This window comes from Clostridium gasigenes (genome assembly GCF_900104115.1).
Classification (GTDB): domain Bacteria; phylum Bacillota; class Clostridia; order Clostridiales; family Clostridiaceae; genus Clostridium; species Clostridium gasigenes.
The window spans coordinates 729,914-753,343 of record NZ_FNJM01000001.1; the positions used below are offsets into that span (position 1 = coordinate 729,914).

Consider the following 23,430-nt stretch of genomic DNA (forward strand, 5'->3'; position numbering starts at 1 on the left):
TAAAACCTTCTCTGAATAGTATATAGCATACAGAAGAGAAGGAGATGGTAAACATGTCAAAGAGATGTTGTTGTAATAGAAGTTGTTGTAATAGAAGTTGTAATAGCTGCTGTAATAGCTGTTGTAGAAGAGAAAGCTGTGGATGTGGTAATAACTTTGGAGGCTGTGGATTTGGAAACAACTGCGGAGGTGGATGTAGCCCACTAATATGGTTATTATTACTAGGTGGCGGTTGCTTTTAGTAAACCCATAAAAAGGTGCTTAAGTTTAGGCACCTTTTTATTATTAGTAGATTGCTAAAATACAATTTAAATATGCTTAATAGATATAATAAATATTTTTTTATTATATCTATTTTTTTAGGTTTAAATGTAAATAATAAAAAACCATTTAAATAAATAGGATTAATAGAATTTATTAAAATTGTATGGATACATTTGACAATAAAACCTTTAGAAAATATGATATAAATATAGAAATAAGAGAAGTAGTTAAGGGGGGATTCAAATGAGATTTAAAACAAAGAGGTTAGTAGTCATTGCACTTTTAGCAGCAATATGTTATGTGGGGACATTAATTAATATTAGAATACCTATAGGTCCAACTCAATCAATGATACATCTTGGGACAACAGCTATCTTTGTAGCAGCAGTTATAATTGGTAAAGATGCAGGCCTTGCAGGGGCAATAGGTTGTTCTATATTTGATTTATTAAATGGTTTTGCTGCCTATACAATACAAACATTTGTAATAAAAGGATTGACAGGATATGTAGCTGGAACTATAGCCTTTGCCAAAGAAAAAGAAGGGAATAGTATTAAATATAATTTAATAGCTTTTATAGCTGGAGGATTAGTATCTATAAGTGGTTATTTTTTAAATAATTTATTATTTCTTGGCAGAACATGGGCAGTAGCTATATCAAGCTTAGGGACTTCATTAATTACTACAACTATTGGAATAATAATTGCAATACCCTTAGCAAGTGCTATAAAAAAAGTAATGAATAAATCAAATTTTAAATTACAATAAAATGAAAGATTAAAGGTAAGTATGTTTTGAAAAAGCCAGTAAATAAAATTGCGATTATTCATGATTTATGCGGTATTGGAAAAGTCGCTTTAACTAATATTATACCAGTTCTGAGCATTATGGGTATAGAACCGTGTCCCATACCTACCCTTGTTTTATCTACACATACTGGAGGTTTTGGAATACCTATAATAAAAAATATTCCAGGATTTATAGATGAAACAGTTAAGCATTATAAAGATAATAATATAAAGTTTAAAGGAATATTTGTTGGATATTTAGGTAATGAAGATAATATAATTAGTGCAATTAATTTCATAAATAATTTTAAAGTAGAAAATGGAATAGTCTTATTTGACCCTATATGTGGGGATAACGGAAAGTTATATTCAAATTTTAATAAATATTATGTTGACCAACTAAAGTGTATTATAAAATTATCAGATATTATAACACCAAATTTTACAGAAGCATGTTATTTAACTAATAGTTTGGAAAAAGATATTATTGAAATTAATGATGTTAAAAGGTTATGTATAAAACTTTCAAAACTTGGAAGTGAAAATATAATTATAACAAGTGTACCTAGTGATAGTATTGAAGAGGTTTCGTTAGCAATCTATAATAGTAAAACTGATTATTTTAATATTATAACTCATAAAAAAGAAAAGAAAAGTTATCCGGGAACAGGGGATATATTTGCATCAGTATTACTTGCTGAACTTACAAATGGAAATGATTTAGAACAAAGTGTTATAAAAGCAAGCAATTTTGTGGTAGAATGTATAAAAGAAAGTAGTAAATATGATTATGATACTAAAGAAGGTGTCTTATTGGAAAAATGCTTAAAAAAACTTTTATAAAATAATTAATAATTAATTTGAATTTTAAGAATTGATAAAAGGATTAAAGTAAATACTAATATCATATTTAAAATATAATCCAATACAAAAATTTAGAAATGATAAAAAGGAGCCACAAATGAAAGAAAAGTATTTAAATGAAGTTAAAATAGGTGAAAAAGTTGAAATGTCATTAATGATAATAAAAATATTATCAAGAGATGAACTTACAATGACAGCGTACATAGGAGATAAAACAAAAGAAGTTAAAGCAGTGCTTAAAGATGAAAAGAAAAAACTTACCGTGGGACATGTAGTTAAAACTAAAGGTACATATGGAAATCTTTACAAAGCAGAAGTCTTACAAATTATAGAAGACTTCGATTTACGGGATTATGTGCCATCAGTAAAGAGACCAGTTGAAGATATAATGAAAGAATTAGAAGAACTTACATCTATAGAGTTTAAAAGTCCAGAAGTAATCTCTTTAAATAACTATTTCTTTAAAGATGAGAAGTTTTTAGAACGATTTACAAAAGCTATTGGAGGAGTATATCAACACCATAATTATTTAGGTGGGCTCGCAGAGCATACTTTAGGGGTAACTTATTTAGCAAAAATGTTTGCAGATAGATATAATTGTAGACATAAAGAAATCGCTATACTTGGAGCTAAACTACATGATATTGGTAAAATAAAAGAGATGAATTATGATGGACCATTTACTTACTCACTAGAAGGCGAAATGGAAGGTCATATAGTTATCGGAGTTACAATGCTTGAAGAAGCATTTAGAGCAAATCCTGAGTTATATACACATGAGTTTAGACAAAGAATTAAAGGTATTATAGTTCAACATCATGGAAAGCTAGAATATGGATCACCAAAAACAATGAAGAGCCAGGAATCTTATATAGTTCATTATTCAGACTATGTAGATTCAACTATGAATAAAATTGATATTGTTATGGATGGTGTAGAAGAAGGCGAGTGGACTTCTTATGAAAGAAGAATGGATGGAAAGCTTTTTGTATAAAGTATAAATTTAATAAAAAAAGAGTGCAAAAATTTATTGGGTTTTGCACTCTTTTAAATTTGTTAAAATCAATAATTATTTAAGTAATTATCTCATTTAATAAATATAAAAATACACGTTTATTTATGAATTTTAGCGTGTATTTTCTTTTTTTATTTACTAAATGTCAAAAAGCATAGTATATGCATATTTTATAATGAGGTGATTAAAATGAAGATTGTAATAGATTATGGACATTGTCTTTCAGGATATGATACAGGTGCATCTGGAAATGGATATAGAGAGGAAATATGCACTAGAGAAATAGGAAAAAGAATTAAGAGTAAATTAGAGAAGCTTGGACACGCTGTTTATGCAATAGCTCCAGATTATTCAAACTCAGTTAGAGAAAGCTTAAATGTACGAGTAAATTCTGCAAATTCAAAAAGTGCAGAAATTTCAGTTTCAATCCATTTGAATGCAGGTGGAGGAAGAGGGATTGAAATATATACAAAAAATGGACAAGCATTTTCTCAAGCAACAAATATTTTGAAAAATATTTGTGAGATGGGATATGTTAATAGAGGAATTAAAGATGGCTCTGAACTTGCTCTGGTAGGTAGTATTTGGACAAATTCTATGCTTATAGAATGTGGGTTTATTGACAATGAATCAGATATGAAAATATATAATCCTGAAAAAATTGCAGATGCAATAGTAAAGGGATTAGTGGGTTCAACAGTTTCTATACCTGATAGAGAAACAAGTGGTGAGAATTCTAATGGGGGAACAATAAACAAAAATAAATACTTGAATTTAAGTCCTAGCGTAACTAGTTGGAGGGTATATCCATTAGGTAAGTCTCCAGTAGTTGGAAATGAAGTTGGAAAGCTTGCACCGTCTCAATATGGAGGATTATCGTATTTAATACTAGGAAGTCCATCAGTAGATATATATACTATAGAGACATCTGTTTGGGGTAAGGTAAATATATATGCTCCATCTAATGATAGTTCATGTTCATTTACAAATAATTCTAATGATGGAGGTAGTCCAAGTGTGCCAAGCACTGTTAAATATTTAAATCTGAGCCCAAGTGTAAGTAGCTGGAGAGTTTACCCATTAGGTAAAAATCCTGTTATAGGAAATGAAATAGGTAGTTTAGCACCAGTAACTTATGGAGGATTATCTTATGAAATTAAGGGGAATCCTATAGGGGATGTATATACTATAATAACATCAGTTTGGGGAAAGGTTAATATTTATGCACCTAGGGATAATGAAAGTACAATAACATCAAGACCATCATATTAATTAGAAGATAAAAAATAGTTATATACTATGCTTAAAGCTGGAATTAGTAATAAAGAATCCTAATATAAAACAGGATATTTTTATTGTTAATTCTAGCTTTTTTATATTTCACTAAATTGATATTAAAAAAGAAAATTATTTGGGCTAATAGGGCCAAATTGAGCCGGGAAATCTACAATTATAAGATCTATACTTGGTCTTATAAAGAAAACTAGTGGAGAGATTAAAGTTAATAATAAAAATATAGAGACTAATGAAAAGGAAATAAGAAGTAATATTGGATACTTACCATGAGAGTGTAACTATTATAGTGATATGAAAGTTAAGGATATACTTAAGTATTCTCAAAATCTTTATAAGAAATATAATATATCAATTGAAGAGTTAGCAAATAAGCTAAAGTTAGATTTAACAAAGAAAATAGAGGATTTATCTTATGGAAACAAGAAAAAGGTTGGTATAGTAGATGCAATTCTATCTTATGGTGATATTTATATATTTCATGAAACAACAGGTGGATTAAATCCTTTAATTCAGGAAGAATTTTTAAAAATTATTGAAGATTTAAAATTGAAGGGAAAGACTATTATTTATTCAGCACATGTATTATCAGAAGTTAAAAGGTTATGTGATAGAGTTTGCATTATTAAAGATGGAAAGATTATCAAAGTAGAAGAGATAAGTGATATAAATGAAATGAAACTTAAACATGTTATCTTAAAAGTTCGTAATGAAGAAAAAATAAATATAGAAGGAGCTATGGATATTAAATATGAAAAAAATAATATAAGGTTCAGTTATACTGGAGACATTAATAAGTTAATGAGTGAATTAGGAAAGTGAACATTGTAGATATTAATATAGAAAATCCATCTTTAGAAGAGGTTTTTTTAAATTTTATGAAAGATGACTTAGAAAAATTAACAGAAATGATGGATGTTATGCCAAAGGCACTTCTTGCAGTGTTTGGAATGGATAATTTAAATATGACTAAAATTGAAGGATTTTACGAAAGTAAAGGACATTTAATTGTTATATTAATGGGATCCATTTTTGCTGTATATTTATCATCAAGTTTACTTGTAAAAGAAGAGGATGATAAAACTATAGAATATTTATTAAGTAAACCAATAACAAGAAATGAAATTTATTGTGCCAAATATATGGCTTTCGTTACAATAATTACAATGGTTAAAGAGGAAGTTGCATTTGAATTTAAAATGGAGTCAGGAATAGTAGTTCAAGCTTTTGGAGAGTTGTATAATGAGTTTAAAGCTGAGTTAGAAGTGGACTATAATAGATATGTGCTACTTACTAATGAGTTATTACTTAAAAATATAGATTATTCGAAATTTAAAGAAGATGTTAATGTAAATAAGGTTTTGGAAATAATTATTTATGTTTCAGAAGGGTTGAATAATAAATTTATAGCACAGTATAAAGGTGATTATAAAGAAATTATGAAAAATACAGTAAAGATAAGAGACGAAGCCTTAAGTTATATGGATATTATAATGAAAGAATAAGGTTATAGGGTAGTGATACAACAGGAGTGCTAGTGGTTCATTTGAGTTTATTATAGTCAGGTAAATAAGTTATAATAAAAAGCAGTTTAATTATAAAAAAATACAATTAAACTATAAAATGTTAAATAAAATCTAGACTTAATATTAAAAAGTAGTTATAATAATTAAATACTATTTTCTTAATATTGATAATTTATATAAATAATAAATTGTAAGGAAGTTTTTAATATGAGAGCACTTATTATTGGATTTGATCCATTTGGTAAAGAAAATATAAACCCGGCATTAGAAGCAGTTAGATTATTACCAGAAAACATAGCTGGAGCAGAAATAATTAAATTAGAAATACCAACAGTATTTGGGAAGTCTTTAGAAAAAATAGAAGAAGCAATAATTAAACATAGTCCAAACATTATAATATCAGTAGGTCAGGCAGGTGGGAGATTTGGAGTTACTCTAGAAAGAGTGGCTATAAACTTAGATGATGCTAGAATAAAAGATAATGAAGGAAATCAACCAATTGATGTTTCAATATTTGAAGATGGAGAAAATGCATATTTCTCAAGCCTTCCAATAAAATCAATGGTATTTGAAATGTCCGAAGAAGGAATCCCTTCATCAGTCTCAAATACAGCAGGTACATTTGTATGTAACCATGTAATGTATGGTATTCTTTATTTAACTAATAAGAAATACCCTGGAATTAAGAGTGGATTTATACATGTCCCATATATACCAAGTCAAGTTATAAGAAAACCTAATATGCCATCAATGTCTTTAGAGGATATTTGTAAAGGATTAGAAATATCAATAAAAGCAGCAGTAGAAAATAATGAAGATATTGAAAATGGAGATTGGACAAAAAATAGAAAATGTAGTAAAATTAAATAGAGATTAATAATCTTCATGAAGTTAATTTTATTTTTGTGTTAGAAGAAGGCAGGTATTTTACCTGCCTTTTTTGTTTATTATTTCATAGGCCGCATTTTTAACTTGCTTTGGTATTTCAGTTTTAAAGCTTTTATTACAATTATTAGAAATCGTATTCCAATAAATAGCAGCATTCATGCCTGCAACATTTGTTAAACTCCATGCAGTAATTTCAGAATTATCATGCTCATCTTTAGCAACTTCAGGAACAATCTGTTTGAAAATATTCGAATTTTTATTTATAATATCTAATCTAGTTTCACCAGGTTTTGGGGCAACCTCAACTGTAATTATATAGTATCTTTATATTCACTAGTTCTTATATCAACTGCGTTGACAAAAGAGGCTCCATGAGATAAATCAATAGCTTCAGCTTAGGATTTATCTTTCTTAATATTTTTTATATTTATATAACAATGTAATATTATAAAAAATAACGGAGAAATATATATATCACAATAACTATTATTTTTTAAATGCCTAATATAATAATGAAAGGTTAGTTAAAATAAAGTTAACTGTGAAATATTAGTAAACTACGTTAAATTATGATATTATAATTTAATAAATATAGTTTTATAAGGAGATAAAAATGAGTGAAAAAATTACGCTAGAGGATATTTTAGAAGTTCAAGAAATGGAAATGGAAGAAATGACTAGTTATTACAATATTATATCGCAATGTATGGTTGTATTATCAAAAGATGATATGGAAATAGCTAAAAGCAATGGAGATACAATGAAGTTAGAAAGCTGGAAACGAGAAACAGCAGAACAAGCTAAAGATTTTCTGGAAAATCCTAATAATTATATAAATTTTCCAAAACAAGAAGAATATAATGAATATGTAATAATGGAAGATTTTATTAAACAATGTAATAATGAAGATTTATTAAAAAAGTTAAATATTAATTTAAGTGGAGAAGAAGCTTTTAGAAAATTCAAAGATACAGTTTATGATATTGGATTAGTTGATGAATGGTACTATTTTAGAGATGAAAGATGTCTAGAAGTGGCGAGAAAATGGTGTGAAACAAATGGTGTAGATTACGAAAAGTAATACATAAGGCATATAAAAAAACAGGTAGAAAACTTAAATAATTTATTTGAACTATTTTATGTATAAGAACCTATGTTTGAGTTAATAATTAAAATAACTCAAATATTAGGAGGTTTTTATTATGAATAAAGTAAATATTATTGGAAATGTAACAAAGGATTTGGAACTTAGAACAAGTGAGAGTGGAGGAACCCCATATGTTCAATTTATAATAGCTCTAAATGAATATATATATGGAACAAAGGAAAAGAAAGCAATATTTTTAGAAACTGTAGCATTTGGAAGACAGGCAGAGGTTTTAGCTGCGCATTTAGTAAAAGGAAGCAAAATTGCTATAGAAGGAAAGCTAAGTACTGGTAGTTATATAAATAAAAATGGTGTAAAGTCTTATAGTACAAAAATTATAGTTGAAGACTTTACTTTTGTAGATTCAAAAAGAGCAATAAGTTAATTAGAGAAATTGATATCAGGATAGAAAAATATACTAAAAATTATTTAAAAATAAAAAATAAAAAAACGAGTTTAATATTATGAGTATAATTTTAAACTCGTTTTTTCATACTAACTTTTATTTTCATATTCCTACCAGTAGAAATTTATAAAAGGCGATAGTAGAACATAGTTCATATAATGTAGTATAATATAAAGAGTACGTATTTAAAGTAATAATAAATACTATAATAATAAAATAGATACTAAAGAAGGAGATCAAATTATGGCTAAGGTTATAGTTGTAGGGGCAGGCCCTGCTGGTATTATGGCAGCACTAAGTGCATCAAAAAATAATGATGTAACATTAATAGAAAGAAATAATGAGATAGGAAAAAAGTTAAAGCTTACTGGTGGTGGAAGATGTAATATTACAAATAATAGAAGTATTGAAGAGATATTTGATAAAGTTGTTAGTAATAAGAAATTTTTATATAGTGCTTTTTATACTTTTTCTAATACAGATTTATTAGATTATTTTACTGAAAATAATCTTGAATATAAAGTTGAATATGATGAAAAAGTATTTACTAAAAGTGATAAATCAGAAGAAGTAATTCAGCTTTTTAATAATGATCTTATAAAAAATAATGTTAAAATTTTATATAATACTAAGGTAGATGATTTAATAATTGAGAATGGAGAAATAAAAGGGGTTATAACTAATTATGGCAAAAATATATATGCGGATAAAGTTATAATAACAACTGGTGGTAAAAGTCATCCACTTACTGGTTCTGATGGGAGTATGTTTGAAATAATAAGGGGGGTTGGGCATACTATAAACCCATTATATGCAGCGTTAATTCCTCTTGTTATAAAAGAAATGTTTGTTAAAAATTTACAAGGCGTAGCGATGAAGGAAGTTGTATTTAAAGTTAAAATAAAAAAGAAGAAGATAGAAATTACAGGTGATATGATATTTACTCACTTTGGAATATCGGGTCCAGGAGTTTTAAAATTATCTTCACATATTAATAAAGTATTAGAAAACGAAGAAGTGGAAATTACATTGGATTTTTTAAGTGATAAGTCTAGAGAAGAAATTTCAAACATAATTAAAAGTAATCCAAATAAAACAATTTTTAATAATTTAAAAGGACTTTTAACACAAAACTTTTTAAAGGAAATTTTAGGGGCATTAGATTTATTGGAAACAAAACCAACAGATTTAAAAAAGGAAGATGAAATAAAGATTATAGATTTTATTAAAGAAATGAAACTTACAGTTAGAGAAACATTAACAATAAAAGCAGCGATGGTAACTAGTGGAGGAGTTAGTGTTAAAGAAATAAATGCATCAACTATGGAGTCGAAAATAATAAAAAATCTTTATTTTGCGGGTGAAGTAATAGATGTTGATGCTGAAACTGGTGGGTATAACCTCCAAATAGCATTTTCAACGGGGTATTTATCAGGGTGTGACTATTAATTTAATATAATTAATTCAAATATATGTGCATTAATTTGGAGGCAATTATGAAGACAGAGTATTTTAAGATAATAAAAAAAATTAAAAATGTAGATATTAAATCAATTGATTTAGTATGGTTCTTATTATTTCCAATATTAAATATAAATTATATTGTAGCTGCTAATATAGTTGAATCAGGTAAAAATATTGAACTTGGATTTGATAGACTAATTCCTTTTGAATCAATTTTTATAATTCCATATATCTACTGGTATATATTTATTACAATAGGGTTAATCTATATTTTATATAAAAGTAGAAGTGAATATATTAAAGTTTTTATAGCAATAACAATTGGAATGAGTTGTTGCTATGTTATTTATTATATATTTCCAACTCAAATAATTAGACCAGTTGTAGATAAGTCTAATATATTAAATAAACTGGTAAATATCATATATTTAAAAGATAAACCTTTTAATTGTTTCCCATCAATACACGTTTTGAACACATATTTTATTATGAGATATACTAAGTTTGAGTATAATAAAAAATATTTTTATTATACTCAAACAGTGGGCGTACTAATAATTCTTTCTACTGTTTTTATAAAGCAACATTTTGTTTTAGATATTATAGCATCTATTATTTTATGTGAAGAAATAATATTTTTAATTAATAAAATAAAGAATGAAAGTTTAAATAAAATATTAGATTTACCATTACGTATTAAAAATAGATTTGATAAAAATAACGAAATAACTTACTAAATTTGTATTAAATGGAATTGTATCAATGATTATCTTTTATTTTTCTAATATCACGCATTATAAAGTTGATCCTATTAATAATACTATAGTAAATAAGATAAAAAAAGAAATAATAGTGAACTATTATTTCTTTTTTTATGAAAATTAAATTACTAAAAATAGATTTAATTGTAGTATTATATATAAATATATTCTGTTAATAAAATAATATACGAACTTAGTTTTTTATATAAAAAAGCAACCTTTAAACATAAAATAAAAATAAATCATCTAAGAAAAATAGGAAATATGAAGTTAAATAAATGACTCTAACTTCATATTTAAATTAATTAAAGTTGGTTAACATCAATAACTTTAAAGAATAGATCTTCTATAGATCCACTCTCTTTATATTTTTCACGTAAAGAGTATTTATTTCCAAACTCTAATATTTTTCCTTCCTTCATAATTATCATTGTATCACTTATTTCATCCATAGACGCAAGAACATGAGTACTAACTAGTATTGTCTTACCGAGATTCTTTAATTTAAGCATCATTTCTCTAAATTCTTTAATTCCTTGAGGATCTAATCCAACAAAAGGTTCGTCAATAAAGAAAATATCAGGATTATGAATAAGTGCCATTATAATAGATACCTTTTGTTTCATACCTTTAGAAAGTTCTTTTGCTAATGTATCTTTTTTATCAACTAAATTAAAAGCTTCTATATATTCTTCAGCTTTAGAGGTCCAATCCTTTATATTATATGCTAAAGCTATAAATTTAAAGTGTTCCCAAATTGTAAGAAGCGGATAAAGGTCAGGGGTTTCGGGGATGTATGCTAAAGTTTCTCGAACACTTCTATCACTAGAAGGTATGTCGTTAATAAGTATTTCACCACTATCTTTTTTTAGTAGAGAAAGTACGCATTTCAAAGTTGTAGTTTTACCAGCACCGTTAGGACCACATAAAATTGCAATTTCTCCTTTATTTAAGGAAAATGATATATTATCAATAGCCTTTACTTTTTTAAATGATTTAACTAGATTTTTAATTTCTAACATAATTTCTCCTCTTTAATATTCTATTTTATTAAATAATGTATTACATAGTAGCATTAATAAACCAAAGTAAATACTTATAACAATGGTTAATGCTCCAAAAGCTATATAAGGATTTGTAGTAATTGAATATGTTAATACAGTAATGCCTACAGGAACCATAACAATAATCATTGAAAATAATATTGAAAGCATTCCAGGTCCTACATCTTCTTCTCGAGGTAATAGTAATATCATGACTAAATTTTGCATTCTAAGAACAAATGTTGTTAATATAGTTATTATATAAACTCCTATACCTAAAATTAAATATTCATGTCTTAATACTATAGATGGTACAAACATTATAGTTATTCTAATTACTAGTAATAGTATCTCATCTAAAAGTGTAGCAAAAATTTTAGCAATAGGACTACCGGGTATTAAGTAAATATATAAATTTTTTAACTCTCTTGGTAGTTCCGAAGCAGCTGTAAATATTAATACCCCATAAAGTGTTGAAACGCTAATAGATACTAATGCTATTAATTGATATCCTTTTAAAGTAGCATAAGCACCCCCTATAGAAATAGCAATATTTAATACGAATACAAGATACTTTTTTATAGAGGTTTGTCTTCTTTTACGTGCTACAGAACATTTCCAATATAAAGCCATTACACCAGCTCTCTCTTTTGATGATATGCCTATATTAACTTTTTTTATTTTATTTTCAACCTGAGTATTATAATTAAAACCTCTTGAGGCTTTAGCTACTTTTATTTTTTCATTAAGATCTGAGACACTATTTGCTATGTCTTCATAATAGTCTACATTTAATATGGTAAATATATAGCAGTTTAATATAATTAAACTAAGTAAGAATAGCAAATCTAAAATTGGTGGTACTAATGTCTGCATTAATATTAATGATGAAAATTTAGATATTGAGCTTATTATAGGAATAGATATTAAATAGCTAGAACCAATATCTTTTAAAAATAATGATATATCAAATTCATAAGTATATAATTTGTAAATATAGTATGAAATTAATATAAATAATAATCCAGTAAAAATACGTGAAATAAGTTTTAGTTCTTTCTCAAGTCCAGTCTTTACTTTTATTGCGAATAATAAATATGATAAAGATATAAAGAATAATAAAATAAAAAAGAAACCTATAGCAACTGGAATAAGTCCAACTAGCGAAATATTAGTTTTTGAAACTAGTATAACTATTAAAAATATTATCGATAAGAAAAACATTCCGACTCCTTTTATAGCACTTTTTACCATGGAATAGAATAGTATAATTTTATTATTTAATGGAGAAGGAAATAAATATTGAATATCTGAAAGTGTAAAATTTTTAGGGGTATAATCACATAAGTAAAAGGAGAAAACTCCTAAAATTAATATTGAGGCAAATATAGCTATTCCACCTAGAACTTGTGTGTAAACTATATTAGAAATAATGAAGGTTATATTGCTTGAATTATCTGTGTTGCTATAATTTCCTGAAAATATTAAAAAAAATACTAAGAAAAATATAGCAGGTCCAAATCTTTTTAGAAATATTAATGGGTTATGAATAGCATCAAGTAATCCATTTTTTATCTTTAAAAAGTCTAAGTATAATAAAATTTTTAAATCTTTCATAAAAAATAGTCCTCCTTTTATATAAGAATAGTATAACTCTAAATACAATTATATACAAATTAGATGTAGAAATTGAAAAAAATCCTTCAATGTATATAGTTATTTTATAAAGTAAAATAATGTATACATACAATTTGATGAAAATATAATGTATGGTATAATTAGTGAAAATAGAAGTAGTAGGTGATAAAGTTGATTGAAAAGATAAAAAAAGTAGCAACAATACAAGATATGTCGGGAATAGGAAGAAGTTCTTTAACAGTTGCATTACCTATAATATCTACTCTTGGGGTACAGTGTTGTCCCTTTCCAACAGCAATTTTATCTTGTCAAACAAACTATCCAGAATTTTCATTTTTTGATTTAACTAAAGAAATGAACAATTATAAAAATGTTTGGACTAAAATGAATATTGGATTTGATTGTATTTATAGCGGATTCCTAGGATCAGAAGCACAAATAGACATAGTAATTGATTTCTTTAAGTCAAATAACAAAGCTTTAATTATGGTTGATCCTGTAATGGGTGATAATGGAATTATTTACGATACGTATACAAGTAATCTATGTAATAGAATTAAGGAGTTAGTTAGTTATGCAGATATAGTAACTCCAAATGTTACTGAGAGTTTTATATTAACTGGAGAAGTGTATAATGAAAAACAAATCAATTTAGGGTTTTTAGAAAAGTTAGCAAAAGAAATTTCAAATATGGGACCAAGTAAAGTTATTATTACTGGAATAATAATAGATAACGAAGTGTGTAATTTAGCTTATGAAAAAGAAAAAAATGAAATTTTTATAATAAAAAATAAATATATTAAAAAGTATTATTGTGGAACTGGAGATATTTTCTCATCAATAGTTTGCGGAATGCTTGTTAGAGGATTTGATTTTAAAGTTACTATAGAAAAGGCAAGCGAATTTATATACAATGCTATAAAATACACTTCACAATTTGATACAGACCCAAATGAAGGAGTAATGTTCGAAGTATTTTTAAAGGAGTTAATATTAATAAATGAACAAAAATAGACCAGAATATTACTAGTTATTTATTTGAAGATCGATTAGCTATTATTAAAGTATAATAGCTAAATAACCTTGTATAAGTATTATTATAGGGATACCTAAGGTAAACTTCAGGCTTTTTGTTTTATGTCTAAAGCAATACATTCCTAAATAGGAACCAATAGAACCTCCAATAATAGATACAATAAATAAATTCAACTCACTAATTCTCCATTCGTGTTTAATAGCTCGTCTTTTATCCACTAACATAAGTAAAAATCCGACTAAATTAATTATGGAGAAATATAAAAGTATTAAAGTTTGCATAATAATCAATCTCCTTACTAGGAATTGAAAAAAAGATAACTAATCTCAAAATTCCTTATATAATATTATATTATATAGTCTACTTTAGTATAATGTATATGTTTTTTTTATTATATCTTAAATTCTATATAATTTTATAGGGTGTTATATAGAAATTAAGGTATAATAATAGAAGTTGATAACATGGGATTTTACTTTGGGAATCTTCAAAAAGTGATATAATGCAAACATAAATAAATTTGGGAGGAAAACATATGAAAAAAATTGCAGCGTTCTTTGATATTGATGGAACAATATATAGAGAAGGGTTAATTACAGAAGTTTTTAAAAAAATAATTAAGTATGAATTATTAGATGAAAAAAAGTGGTATAGAGAAGTAAAACCTGCTTTTATAAATTGGGATAAAAGACAAGGGGATTATGATACATACCTTTTAAAAATGGTTGATATTTATATAGAGGCTATAAAAGGTATTAATAAATATCATATAGATTACATAGCTAAAAAGGTTATAGAACAAAAGGGAGATAGAGTATATACATTTACTCGTGAAAGAATAAAGTGGCATAAGGAACAAGGACATATAGTTATTGCCATATCGGGATCACCTATAGAATTAGTTAGCGAAATGGCTAATAAATATAATATGGACGATTATAGGGGTACAATTTATAAATCTGATGAAAATAACATGTATAATGGAGACATAATTCCAATGTGGGATTCTGAAAGTAAAGAGAAGGCTATACTAGAAATGACTTGTAAATACAATATAGATTTAGATAAAAGTTTTGCTTATGGAGATACATCAGGCGATTTCACAATGTTTAAATCAGTGGGAATACCATATGCTATAAATCCTACTAAAGAACTTTTAGATAAGGTATTAAATGATGAAGATATAAAAGAAAAAATTAAAGTTATAGTAGAGAGAAAAGATGTTACATACAGCTTAGACATAAATTCATTAAACATAGTATAATTATAAATACAAGATAAAAGTATTATAAGACTTTTATCTTGTATTTATTTTTAAAGTGTCTTAAATATATTTATAAATCACTGAACCTGTATTTTATAATCATTTAAACTAATTTTATACTCTGATAACATTTCAATTACAGTATCTCTTAATTCATTTTCATGAGATTTTTTTAGTACAATAGTATTGTGCTCAGGAAAAATCATTTCAGATTCTTTATTATCTTTATAATTTTTAGTTAACATAGATGCAGTTTTCATTATTAAGTCATCCCAATTTTCAACATCTACAGAAAAATTGTTAAGTGAAATCCTAACTGGCGTTAGACCTGTAAAATCATTATAAATAGGTTTATATATATCTAAATTACTTTCTTTAATTTTATCATTTTCTATAAGAGATGCTTTATCACCAATAACATCCATCCATTTAACATATTCATTTAAACTTGTACTGATTTCATGTAATCTTACACAAGTTTCTCTATACTTGTTACTTAGTTCAAAATCTCTATTAATTTTAATGATTTCACTTGATTTATCCTCAATAAAATCAATTGATTTTTCTAGAGTAACTTGAAGGTTTACTAATGCTTGCCTTATATCTTTAGTAGGGGTTGGGAATTCATTGATAATATATTCAATAACCTTAGTATCAATTATTGGATCATCTCTTATATCTTTTTTTGTTTGTAATTCTCTATTGGCTAAAAAATTTAATTTTATAGCAGCCAAAATATCACACCCTTTATTAAAAGTATTAAATAGGAATTTATCCTATAATTAGAGTATATTAATTAGTTAATTAATATATAACTTGAAAATTTAATTAATAATGTTATTGTTTAAAAGTTGTGTTTAAAAATATAGTTGTATATAATATATTCGAGGTGAAATACGTGATTATAGAAGATTTAGAGAATATTGTTCTTAATAATACTTCAGGACTTACCTTAACTAATGGAGAAAGATATTTTAGAAGAGGATTAGTTAAAGAAGTGTCGACAGACATTCACGGTGGTCTTTTAGATTTGTTTGGGACTGTACAGTCAGAGTATAACAATGAAATATTTAATACTCTATTAGAAATAGATTTAAATTGTTTAATGATTACTGATACACAATGTGAATGTGATGATTTTTATAGAGTTTCAAAAAATAAAGATATATATTTATGTAAACATATAGTAGCAGTTTTTAAAAGATATCATAATATTATTGATTCTAGGAATAAAGGGGCTAATAGTGAAAATATAGATGCAACGGCAATAATAGAAGCAAGTGAAATGTTAATAAATTGTATAGATAATAATCTAAAAGATAAAGAAAGAATTAAATTAGAAGTAAGTTTAACTAGAGTTAATAGTTATAGAAGAGAGTATTATGAAGCCGAATTTAAAATAGGATCAAATAAATTATATGTTTTGAAAAATTTAGAAGCATTTATAAATGCTAAAAAATTTGAAACAGAATTAAAATATGGTCAAGAATTTAATTATAATCCAAATAAATATTATTTTTCAAAGGAAGATGAAAATGTAATAGATTTTATTGAAGAATATGTTTCTATTAATGAATCTTTAAGAGGAAATTCTATTTCTGGAACAATATATAGAGTAGTAAATGGTAAATCTTTAATGATATTACCCGATGCTTTAAAGAGATTTTTAAATTGTATAAAGCATAAGGAGATAAGGTTTATTTATGATGAAAAGACTGAATCTTTATTAAAAGATTCACCAGTTAAGATAATTAATGAAGATATACCTTTATGTTTTAACCTAGAAAAAAAGGATGAAGGGATAATTTTAAAAACTGAAAATGATATTCCGACACCCTTAAACTTAAAAGGTGATGTGTTTTTATATAATAATAATATATATTTACCGTCAAGAGAACAGTTTAAAGCATTTAAACTGTTCTATGATTTTTTAAAAGAAAGTAAAGAAATTGAATTTAAAAAGGATAAAGCTAATGAAGTATTTAATAAAGTCTTACCTCAACTTGAATGTATAACAAATGAAATATCATTAGATAATAGCCTTAAAAAATCAATAATAAAAACTGGTTTAATGGCAGAGTTTTATTTTGATAGAAATAGAGATAAAATCTGGTGTGATATTAAATTTAAATATGGTGAAGATAAACTTGATTTAAATAGAGCTTTAGAAAAAGGAAAATTTATAATTAGGGATATTAAACAAGAACGTAAAGTAGAAAAAGCCTTAGAGGATTTTAAATTCTTTAAAGAGGGAAGTAAGTTTATGTTTGCTGGAGATGATAATGACCTATATAATTTTTTAAATGAAGGAGCTTTAAACCTTAAGGATATTGGTGAAATTTATTATTCAGATAGATTTAAAGAACAAAGAATATATAAATCTCAATCTATACAAGGAAATATAACTGAAACAAAAGAGGGGTATTTAGAATTTAATTTTGAAATTGGTGATGTTGAAGAAGATGAATTTAACAGTATACTAAAAGCTTTTAGAAATAAACGCAGATTTTATAAGTTGAAAAATAATAGCTTCATTGATTTAGAAGAGGAAAAAACTTTAGAATTCATAAATCTACTGGATAATATTAGTGGTGATGGGAAGGTTAATAGTAAAAGTATAAAATTCCATAAAAATAAAGCTATATTTTTAAATGAGGCAATAGATGATAAAGGCCTTAATTTTATAAAAGGAAAAGAAAATGTTCAAAATATTGCAGATAAAATAAAGACGCTAGATAATATAGACTATAAGGTACCACTTGAGCTTAAAGCAACTCTTAGAGAATATCAGATTACAGGTTTTAAATGGTTTAAAACAATAAGTCATTTAGGTTTTGGTGGAGTACTTGCTGATGAAATGGGACTTGGTAAAACTATCCAAACTATTGCATTCTTGTTGTCAGAAAAAGGAAGTAAAACGCTTATTGTTACACCAACATCTTTAATATATAATTGGAAAAATGAATTTGATAACTTTGCACCTACAATGAAGGTTATAACAATATATGGTAGCAAAGCTGAAAGAGCAATTCAAATTGAAAATATAGATGATTATGATGTTATTTTAACAACATATGGAACTTTAAGAAATGATTTTACAGATTATGAAGATAGAAATTTCGATTACTGTATTATAGATGAAGCTCAAAATATAAAAAATCCTTTAGCTCAAAGTAGTGAAGCAGTTAAAGCGATTAAAGCAAAAGTTAAATTTGCATTAACAGGTACTCCTATAGAAAATAATCTTATGGACTTATGGTCTATATTTGATTTTGCTATTCCAGGATATCTTTATAATAAAAGTAGATTTCAAGAAAAGTTCTTAAATAATAGAACTGGTAGTTTTAACGATTTAAAAAAATTTATTCAACCTTTTATGATAAGAAGATTAAAAAAGGATGTTATGACTGAACTTCCAGAAAAAATAGAGAAGAAGTTTTTTGTAGAAATGACTAAAGAACAGAAAGCTGCTTACAGCACATTTGTAAAAGATGTTAAAAGTAAAATGGAAAATAAAGAGTTTATAGATAATAAAATAACAGTATTTTCCTATCTTACGAAACTTAGACAATTATGCTTAGATCCAACTATTTTACTGGATAATTATACTGGTGGAAGTTCTAAAATAGATGTAGCAATAGATTTAATAGATCAAAATATCCAGGAAGGTCATAAAATATTGTTATTTTCACAGTTTACAACAGTGCTTAAGAATATATCAAAACTTTTAGATCAAAGTTCTATTAACTATAGTTATTTAGATGGTTCAACAAAAGCTAGTGATCGAATAAAAATGGTTAATGAGTTTAACAATAGTAAAAGTAAAAACATTTTCTTAATTTCACTTAAAGCTGGTGGAACAGGTCTTAATTTAACTAGTGCAGATGTAGTAATACATTTTGATCCATGGTGGAACCCCGCTATCGAAGATCAAGCAACAGATAGAGCACATAGATTTGGTCAAAAAAATGTAGTAGAAGTTATAAAACTTATAGCAAGAGGTACCATTGAAGAAAAGGTATTAGCTATGCAAGATAGTAAAAAGGAGCTTATAAATAAAGTAATAAATGGCGAACTCGAAAATGGTAGTTTTTTGAAAAGCTTAACCCAAGAAGAGTTATTAGATTTATTAAGTTGACGATTATACTATAGGGGGAATATATGCAAACTGAAGTGAAAAGTATATTGGATAATGTAATATATTTAAATATTGAAACAACAGGACTAGATGAGAAAACTTCTGAAATAATTGAAATAGGTGCAGTAAAGATTAAAGACTCTATTGTAACAACTTTTAATACTTTCATAAAGCCAAAGGGGAGAATCCCCCTTTCCATTTATGACCTATGTATAGATTTAAGAGAAGAAGACCTCTTAAGTGCTAGAAATATTGAATATGTTAAAAGTGAGTTATTGGGATTTTTAGAAGTCTTGCCTTTAATTTGTTCTAATGGGGAATATGTTAAAAGTTTTTTTGAATATCACATTATAGAAGTGAAAAATGAAGTGCTAGATTTAATGGAAATGGCAGCTATTTTAGAACCGTGGAGAAAAGAATATAATTTGCAAGCACTTTTAAATGATGTAACAACACTAAATAAAAATCAAATGCATAGAGGTCTTCAAGATTCTCTTGATACAATTCTAGTGGTAAATTCTTTTTTATGCAGGTTATGGACTAAAGAAGAGGTTTTAGGGGCTCTAGAGCCTATTTATAAAACAATTATTAAAGGTAATAGCCTTCTTAAAAAGTGGAATTGGACTAATTACTTGCTAAAACCAATTATGTTTAATAATGATGAATATATATATGTTTATTACAAAGATAATAAAGAAGAAAATATTCATTTAAAAAGAATGGATATTGACTACAATGAATATGAGGATTTACTAAAAAAATCTGAGATATGGGATAATGGAGGAGATTTTAGCTACGAGTATAGAGAGGAACAAAAGAATATTTCATCTAAAATACGACAAACAATTGAAAATAAAGAGAGGATATTTATAGAAGCGCCAACAGGTAGCGGTAAAACATTTGCTTATGTATTAATAGTTGCTATAAGCACTTACTTAAATAAACTAGAAAGAAACATTGAAGAAAGTAGTGTAATAATATCTACAGATACAAAAGAACTTCAAAATCAATTAATAGAAAAAGATATTCCAAACATATTAAAAAAATTATCTTTATACAAAAAAATTAACTTTGGTGCAATTAAAGGTAAAAGTAATTATTTATGTACAGAAAGAGTTAGTGACTATAAAGAATTTGAGGGTGATATAAATGGTCCGCTTGTAGAATTATTTATTAAAAGGCTAATTATTGGTGGTAAATATGGAGATATTGAAAATATAGGCTTTTGGGCTTATAAGCATTTTGAGCTTGATAAATATATAAAGCATATATGTTGTGAAAGTGAAAATTGTAATTTAGATAAATGTATTAGAGAGTGCTATTTAAAGAATAGATATAATGAATTACCTCTTGATAATATAACAGTAATTAACCATTCACTTTTAGCTAATTGGCCCTATGGCGAAAAAAAGAAAATTTATCATTTAATTATAGATGAAGCTCATAATTTAATGGAAAAAGCTTATGATTTTTTTTCAGAAGAATTTAATTCTAAGGAGTTTTTAGATTTACTAGATGAAATTGAAAATGGAAATCCAAGTATTTATTTTATATTAAGACGATTAAATGCTAATTTTGGATATAGAGAATCGGTTGAAATAAGTGATATTAAAATTAGAAGAGATGATATAGAATATAATATTTTAAATATGATTAATGAATTTAGAAATATGAATCTTCAAAATAAGGAATATAACTTTACAACTGAGTTTTTTAATTCAAGAGAAGAATATAAATTATCTATGGAAAGTGTACGGGAGCATTTAAGCAACTTGAAAGTTAGTATATATAGTTTGTATAAACTCCTAGACACATATATAAGTAACATAGTAAGTGATGAGGACCCTCATGGAGATAAAGACTATAGAAAGCTCCTTAATTATATAATGAAGCTTAAAGGGCAGTTTGATGTAATTGACACCTTTATTACACAATCCAATGAGTATGCTAAAATTTTAGAAGTACATAAGGAGTTTAATTATTTTAAAATTACTAATACACCACTAAAAGTTGGAGAGTTAGTCAATGATAAAATATTAAGTGATGTTAAAAGTACAACATTTCTTTCGGCAACTTTAAGAATAGATAATTCTTTTAATAATATAAAGAAACATTTAGGTCAGGAAAGTGCAAATGAGTATAAAATACCAGCAGTATTTAATTTAAAAGAGCAAACAAGAATATTCACTTTAAAGGATTTGGGAAGTTATAATAGTATGAATTATATAAAAAATATTTCTGGTTTTATATTTGAAACTGCTAAAAAATTAAATGGTCATATGCTTGTTCTTTTTAATAATAATAGTAGAAGAGAACAAACTTTAGAAGAATTATCAATTCTAACTAAAGGAACTACTATAGAGCTACATACAAATAAAAAAGCTCTAAAATATTTAAGAGATAAAAACAGACAAATTATAATGCTTGGAACTAAAGGTTTTTTTGAAGGGATTGATTTGCCAGGGGATGCTCTGACTTGTGTAATTATTGACAAGTTACCAAATCAAAATGTAGAAAACCCTCTTGTAAAAGCTATAACAACTTATGAACATAAGAAATACTATGAAGTTAACTATCCTCAGCTATGCATTAAAGTAAAACAAAGTTATGGAAGGCTTATAAGAAGCACTTTAGACTATGGATATTTTATAATTTTAGATGGAGGGACTAATAATATTACATTAAGAAAACTTGAAAAAGATCTAAGTGGGCCAAGGATAGAAAATGTAAAATCAGAAGAACTTTTAAGTTATATGGATAATGATTATAAAATTTGGAAGATGAATAACTTAAGAACTTTACTAAATAATTTAAGAGTAAAAAGCAAGGATATACCCTCTTCAATTAAAAATGAAGCTGTTTTAAACAACTTATTTTGGGAATTTAAAAGATATGGAGAATGGAGTACACAATGGTATTTTAAAAATATAAATACTACAATAAAAGTCAATGACTCAGTTAAGGGAGTTGAAAGAAAATACACCAAAGGCGGGCAGGGCCACTAGTTAAATATTCTGAGTATATTTTATACTAGGCAAATAGCCAGCACTTGCGAATAATTAGTGTTATGGTTATGATGCATATCACAAAATAGACACGAATCTGACTAGTTATTTTGCGGAAATTCCTAAATTATAAAAGTTAGGAGGATAGAAATTGCATACAGAGACTTTAAAATTAAACCATATACATAAAGGGCGAGTAATTGAATTTGAAGTAGTTTATAGAAAAAGAAAAACAATGTCTATAGAAGTTAATTTAGAAGGAAAAGTACGTATTTGTGCCCCTATTAAATTAGAACTTAAAAACATTTTAGATGTAGTTGAAAAAAAAGCTAATTGGATTTGTAAAAAACAAGATGAACTAATAGAGAAAAACTCTATTAGAAGAGTCAATAAATATATAAATGGAGAAACCTATCTATACTTAGGAGAAAAATATATTTTAAATCTACAATGCAATGAAGATTTAACGAAACCTAAAGTAGTAATTAAAGATAATATTATTCAAATTTCATATAAAGAAATAAACAGTGATACAGTTAAGTCTATATTAGAACTATGGTATAGACAGAAAACCTTAGAAGTCGTAATTGAAAGAGTTTCTAATTATACAAAATTCTTTGCTGTTTCTCCTAAAGAGTTAAAAGTAAAACAACAAAAGAGAAGATGGGCAAGTTGTACATATGACAATAGAATTCTTTTTAATTGGAGAATATCTATGGCACCTATAGATGTAATTGATTATATAGTAGTACATGAAATGTGTCATATGGATTTTAAAGATCATTCAAACAACTTTTGGAATAGAGTAAAATCTGTAATGCCAGATTACGAATTGTATAAGTTATGGTTAAAAGATAATGGATTAAAATTAGAAATATGATTAGGAATTC

21 protein-coding genes and 2 pseudogenes are annotated in these 23,430 nt (G+C 26.0%); 18 read left to right on the forward strand and 5 right to left on the reverse strand.

Annotated elements, in window-relative coordinates; all coding sequences use genetic code 11:
- Positions 1-53: 53 nt before the first annotated feature.
- The 9 genes and pseudogenes from BLS77_RS03615 (at position 54) to pcp (ending at position 6,620) form a co-directional block, all read left to right on the forward strand.
- The gene (locus BLS77_RS03615) at positions 54-242 is read left to right on the forward strand and encodes a hypothetical protein (RefSeq protein ID WP_089965953.1); all 189 of its coding nucleotides are present in this window, start codon (positions 54-56) and stop codon (positions 240-242) included.
- A gap of 265 nt (positions 243-507) precedes the next feature.
- Positions 508-1,032, forward strand: coding sequence for an ECF transporter S component (locus tag BLS77_RS03620; protein ID WP_089965955.1), 525 nt, complete (start codon positions 508-510; stop codon positions 1,030-1,032).
- A 26-nt stretch (positions 1,033-1,058) separates the two neighbouring features.
- Positions 1,059-1,895 (forward strand): pyridoxamine kinase, encoded by an 837-nt coding sequence (locus BLS77_RS03625; protein WP_089965957.1) that lies wholly within the window; start codon positions 1,059-1,061, stop codon positions 1,893-1,895.
- Between the two features lie 118 nt (positions 1,896-2,013).
- Positions 2,014-2,910: an HD domain-containing protein gene (locus BLS77_RS03630; protein WP_089965959.1), complete on the forward strand. Its 897-nt coding sequence runs from the start codon at positions 2,014-2,016 to the stop codon at positions 2,908-2,910.
- A gap of 210 nt (positions 2,911-3,120) precedes the next feature.
- Positions 3,121-4,203, forward strand: a complete 1,083-nt coding sequence (locus tag BLS77_RS03635; protein WP_089965961.1) for an N-acetylmuramoyl-L-alanine amidase — start codon at positions 3,121-3,123, stop codon at positions 4,201-4,203.
- A gap of 174 nt (positions 4,204-4,377) precedes the next feature.
- Positions 4,378-4,497 (forward strand): annotated as a pseudogene (locus BLS77_RS20710) (ABC transporter ATP-binding protein); the annotation flags it as partial.
- Positions 4,498-4,518: 21 nt separating this feature from the next.
- Positions 4,519-5,046 carry an ATP-binding cassette domain-containing protein gene (locus BLS77_RS03645; RefSeq protein ID WP_089965962.1) on the forward strand — a complete coding sequence of 176 codons (528 nt, stop codon included), beginning with the start codon at positions 4,519-4,521 and terminating at the stop codon, positions 5,044-5,046.
- The gene (locus BLS77_RS03650; RefSeq protein WP_089965964.1) at positions 5,043-5,729 is read left to right on the forward strand and encodes an ABC transporter permease subunit; all 687 of its coding nucleotides are present in this window, start codon (positions 5,043-5,045) and stop codon (positions 5,727-5,729) included. Before BLS77_RS03645 ends, BLS77_RS03650 begins: the two co-directional genes overlap by 4 nt.
- Positions 5,730-5,957: 228 nt before the next feature.
- A complete protein-coding gene (pcp, locus tag BLS77_RS03655; RefSeq protein ID WP_089965966.1) occupies positions 5,958-6,620 on the forward strand; it encodes a pyroglutamyl-peptidase I in 663 nt (220 codons plus the stop codon).
- A 63-nt stretch (positions 6,621-6,683) separates the two neighbouring features.
- Here pcp and BLS77_RS03660 read toward each other — a convergent pair.
- A pseudogene (locus tag BLS77_RS03660) lies at positions 6,684-7,069 on the reverse strand (lactate/malate family dehydrogenase); the annotation flags it as partial.
- 182 nt (positions 7,070-7,251) lie between these two features.
- On the opposite strand from BLS77_RS03660, the gene BLS77_RS03665 reads away from it, so the two are divergent.
- The 4 genes from BLS77_RS03665 (at position 7,252) to BLS77_RS03680 (ending at position 10,392) form a co-directional block, all read left to right on the forward strand.
- Complete coding sequence (locus BLS77_RS03665; RefSeq protein ID WP_089965968.1) at positions 7,252-7,719, forward strand: UPF0158 family protein; 468 nt, start codon at positions 7,252-7,254, stop codon at positions 7,717-7,719.
- A gap of 121 nt (positions 7,720-7,840) precedes the next feature.
- Positions 7,841-8,170 carry a single-stranded DNA-binding protein gene (locus BLS77_RS03670; RefSeq protein WP_089965970.1) on the forward strand — a complete coding sequence of 110 codons (330 nt, stop codon included), beginning with the start codon at positions 7,841-7,843 and terminating at the stop codon, positions 8,168-8,170.
- A gap of 264 nt (positions 8,171-8,434) precedes the next feature.
- Positions 8,435-9,640: a BaiN/RdsA family NAD(P)/FAD-dependent oxidoreductase gene (locus tag BLS77_RS03675; RefSeq protein ID WP_089965972.1), complete on the forward strand. Its 1,206-nt coding sequence runs from the start codon at positions 8,435-8,437 to the stop codon at positions 9,638-9,640.
- 47 nt (positions 9,641-9,687) lie between these two features.
- The gene (locus tag BLS77_RS03680; RefSeq protein WP_089965974.1) at positions 9,688-10,392 is read left to right on the forward strand and encodes a phosphatase PAP2 family protein; all 705 of its coding nucleotides are present in this window, start codon (positions 9,688-9,690) and stop codon (positions 10,390-10,392) included.
- A 329-nt stretch (positions 10,393-10,721) separates the two neighbouring features.
- Here the strand turns inward: BLS77_RS03680 and BLS77_RS03685 are convergent, their stop codons facing one another.
- Together BLS77_RS03685 and BLS77_RS03690 are read right to left on the reverse strand one after the other, a co-directional pair.
- Positions 10,722-11,438 (reverse strand): ABC transporter ATP-binding protein, encoded by a 717-nt coding sequence (locus BLS77_RS03685; protein WP_089965976.1) that lies wholly within the window; start codon positions 11,436-11,438, stop codon positions 10,722-10,724.
- Between the two features lie 12 nt (positions 11,439-11,450).
- On the reverse strand, positions 11,451-13,076 hold the full coding sequence (locus tag BLS77_RS03690; RefSeq protein ID WP_089965978.1) for a putative ABC exporter domain-containing protein: 1,626 nt from the start codon (positions 13,074-13,076) through the stop codon (positions 11,451-11,453).
- Positions 13,077-13,268: 192 nt separating this feature from the next.
- Between BLS77_RS03690 and BLS77_RS03695 the strand changes: the two genes are divergently transcribed.
- The gene (locus BLS77_RS03695) at positions 13,269-14,111 is read left to right on the forward strand and encodes a pyridoxamine kinase (RefSeq protein ID WP_242873924.1); all 843 of its coding nucleotides are present in this window, start codon (positions 13,269-13,271) and stop codon (positions 14,109-14,111) included.
- 45 nt (positions 14,112-14,156) lie between these two features.
- Here the strand turns inward: BLS77_RS03695 and BLS77_RS03700 are convergent, their stop codons facing one another.
- Positions 14,157-14,414 (reverse strand): DUF1294 domain-containing protein, encoded by a 258-nt coding sequence (locus BLS77_RS03700; RefSeq protein ID WP_089965980.1) that lies wholly within the window; start codon positions 14,412-14,414, stop codon positions 14,157-14,159.
- A 254-nt stretch (positions 14,415-14,668) separates the two neighbouring features.
- Between BLS77_RS03700 and BLS77_RS03705 the strand changes: the two genes are divergently transcribed.
- Entirely contained in the window at positions 14,669-15,397 is a 729-nt protein-coding gene (locus BLS77_RS03705; protein WP_089965982.1) for an HAD-IB family hydrolase, read from the forward strand.
- Between the two features lie 77 nt (positions 15,398-15,474).
- On the opposite strand, the gene BLS77_RS03710 is transcribed toward BLS77_RS03705, so the two are convergent.
- Positions 15,475-16,131 carry a hypothetical protein gene (locus BLS77_RS03710; RefSeq protein WP_089965984.1) on the reverse strand — a complete coding sequence of 219 codons (657 nt, stop codon included), beginning with the start codon at positions 16,129-16,131 and terminating at the stop codon, positions 15,475-15,477.
- Positions 16,132-16,295: 164 nt separating this feature from the next.
- On the opposite strand from BLS77_RS03710, the gene BLS77_RS03715 reads away from it, so the two are divergent.
- From BLS77_RS03715 to BLS77_RS03725, 3 genes are all read left to right on the forward strand, one after another.
- Complete coding sequence (locus tag BLS77_RS03715) at positions 16,296-19,535, forward strand: DEAD/DEAH box helicase (protein WP_089965986.1); 3,240 nt, start codon at positions 16,296-16,298, stop codon at positions 19,533-19,535.
- 23 nt (positions 19,536-19,558) lie between these two features.
- On the forward strand, positions 19,559-22,540 hold the full coding sequence (locus tag BLS77_RS03720; RefSeq protein WP_089965988.1) for a helicase C-terminal domain-containing protein: 2,982 nt from the start codon (positions 19,559-19,561) through the stop codon (positions 22,538-22,540).
- A gap of 151 nt (positions 22,541-22,691) precedes the next feature.
- Positions 22,692-23,420, forward strand: a complete 729-nt coding sequence (locus BLS77_RS03725; protein WP_089965990.1) for a M48 family metallopeptidase — start codon at positions 22,692-22,694, stop codon at positions 23,418-23,420.
- The last annotated feature ends 10 nt before the right edge of the window (positions 23,421-23,430 follow it).

Coding starts and splice junctions, on each gene's coding strand:
- BLS77_RS03620 (WP_089965955.1), top strand. CDS start 508: ATGAGATTTAAAACAAAGAGGTTAGTAGTCATTGCACTTTTAGCAGCA.
- BLS77_RS03680 (WP_089965974.1), top strand. CDS start 9,688: ATGAAGACAGAGTATTTTAAGATAATAAAAAAAATTAAAAATGTAGAT.
- BLS77_RS03700 (WP_089965980.1), bottom strand. CDS start 14,414: ATGCAAACTTTAATACTTTTATATTTCTCCATAATTAATTTAGTCGGA.
- pcp (WP_089965966.1), top strand. CDS start 5,958: ATGAGAGCACTTATTATTGGATTTGATCCATTTGGTAAAGAAAATATA.
- BLS77_RS03705 (WP_089965982.1), top strand. CDS start 14,669: ATGAAAAAAATTGCAGCGTTCTTTGATATTGATGGAACAATATATAGA.
- BLS77_RS03685 (WP_089965976.1), bottom strand. CDS start 11,438: ATGTTAGAAATTAAAAATCTAGTTAAATCATTTAAAAAAGTAAAGGCT.
- BLS77_RS03645 (WP_089965962.1), top strand. CDS start 4,519: ATGAAAGTTAAGGATATACTTAAGTATTCTCAAAATCTTTATAAGAAA.
- BLS77_RS03720 (WP_089965988.1), top strand. CDS start 19,559: ATGCAAACTGAAGTGAAAAGTATATTGGATAATGTAATATATTTAAAT.
- BLS77_RS03675 (WP_089965972.1), top strand. CDS start 8,435: ATGGCTAAGGTTATAGTTGTAGGGGCAGGCCCTGCTGGTATTATGGCA.
- BLS77_RS03665 (WP_089965968.1), top strand. CDS start 7,252: ATGAGTGAAAAAATTACGCTAGAGGATATTTTAGAAGTTCAAGAAATG.
- BLS77_RS03670 (WP_089965970.1), top strand. CDS start 7,841: ATGAATAAAGTAAATATTATTGGAAATGTAACAAAGGATTTGGAACTT.
- BLS77_RS03690 (WP_089965978.1), bottom strand. CDS start 13,076: ATGAAAGATTTAAAAATTTTATTATACTTAGACTTTTTAAAGATAAAA.
- BLS77_RS03635 (WP_089965961.1), top strand. CDS start 3,121: ATGAAGATTGTAATAGATTATGGACATTGTCTTTCAGGATATGATACA.
- BLS77_RS03630 (WP_089965959.1), top strand. CDS start 2,014: ATGAAAGAAAAGTATTTAAATGAAGTTAAAATAGGTGAAAAAGTTGAA.
- BLS77_RS03615 (WP_089965953.1), top strand. CDS start 54: ATGTCAAAGAGATGTTGTTGTAATAGAAGTTGTTGTAATAGAAGTTGT.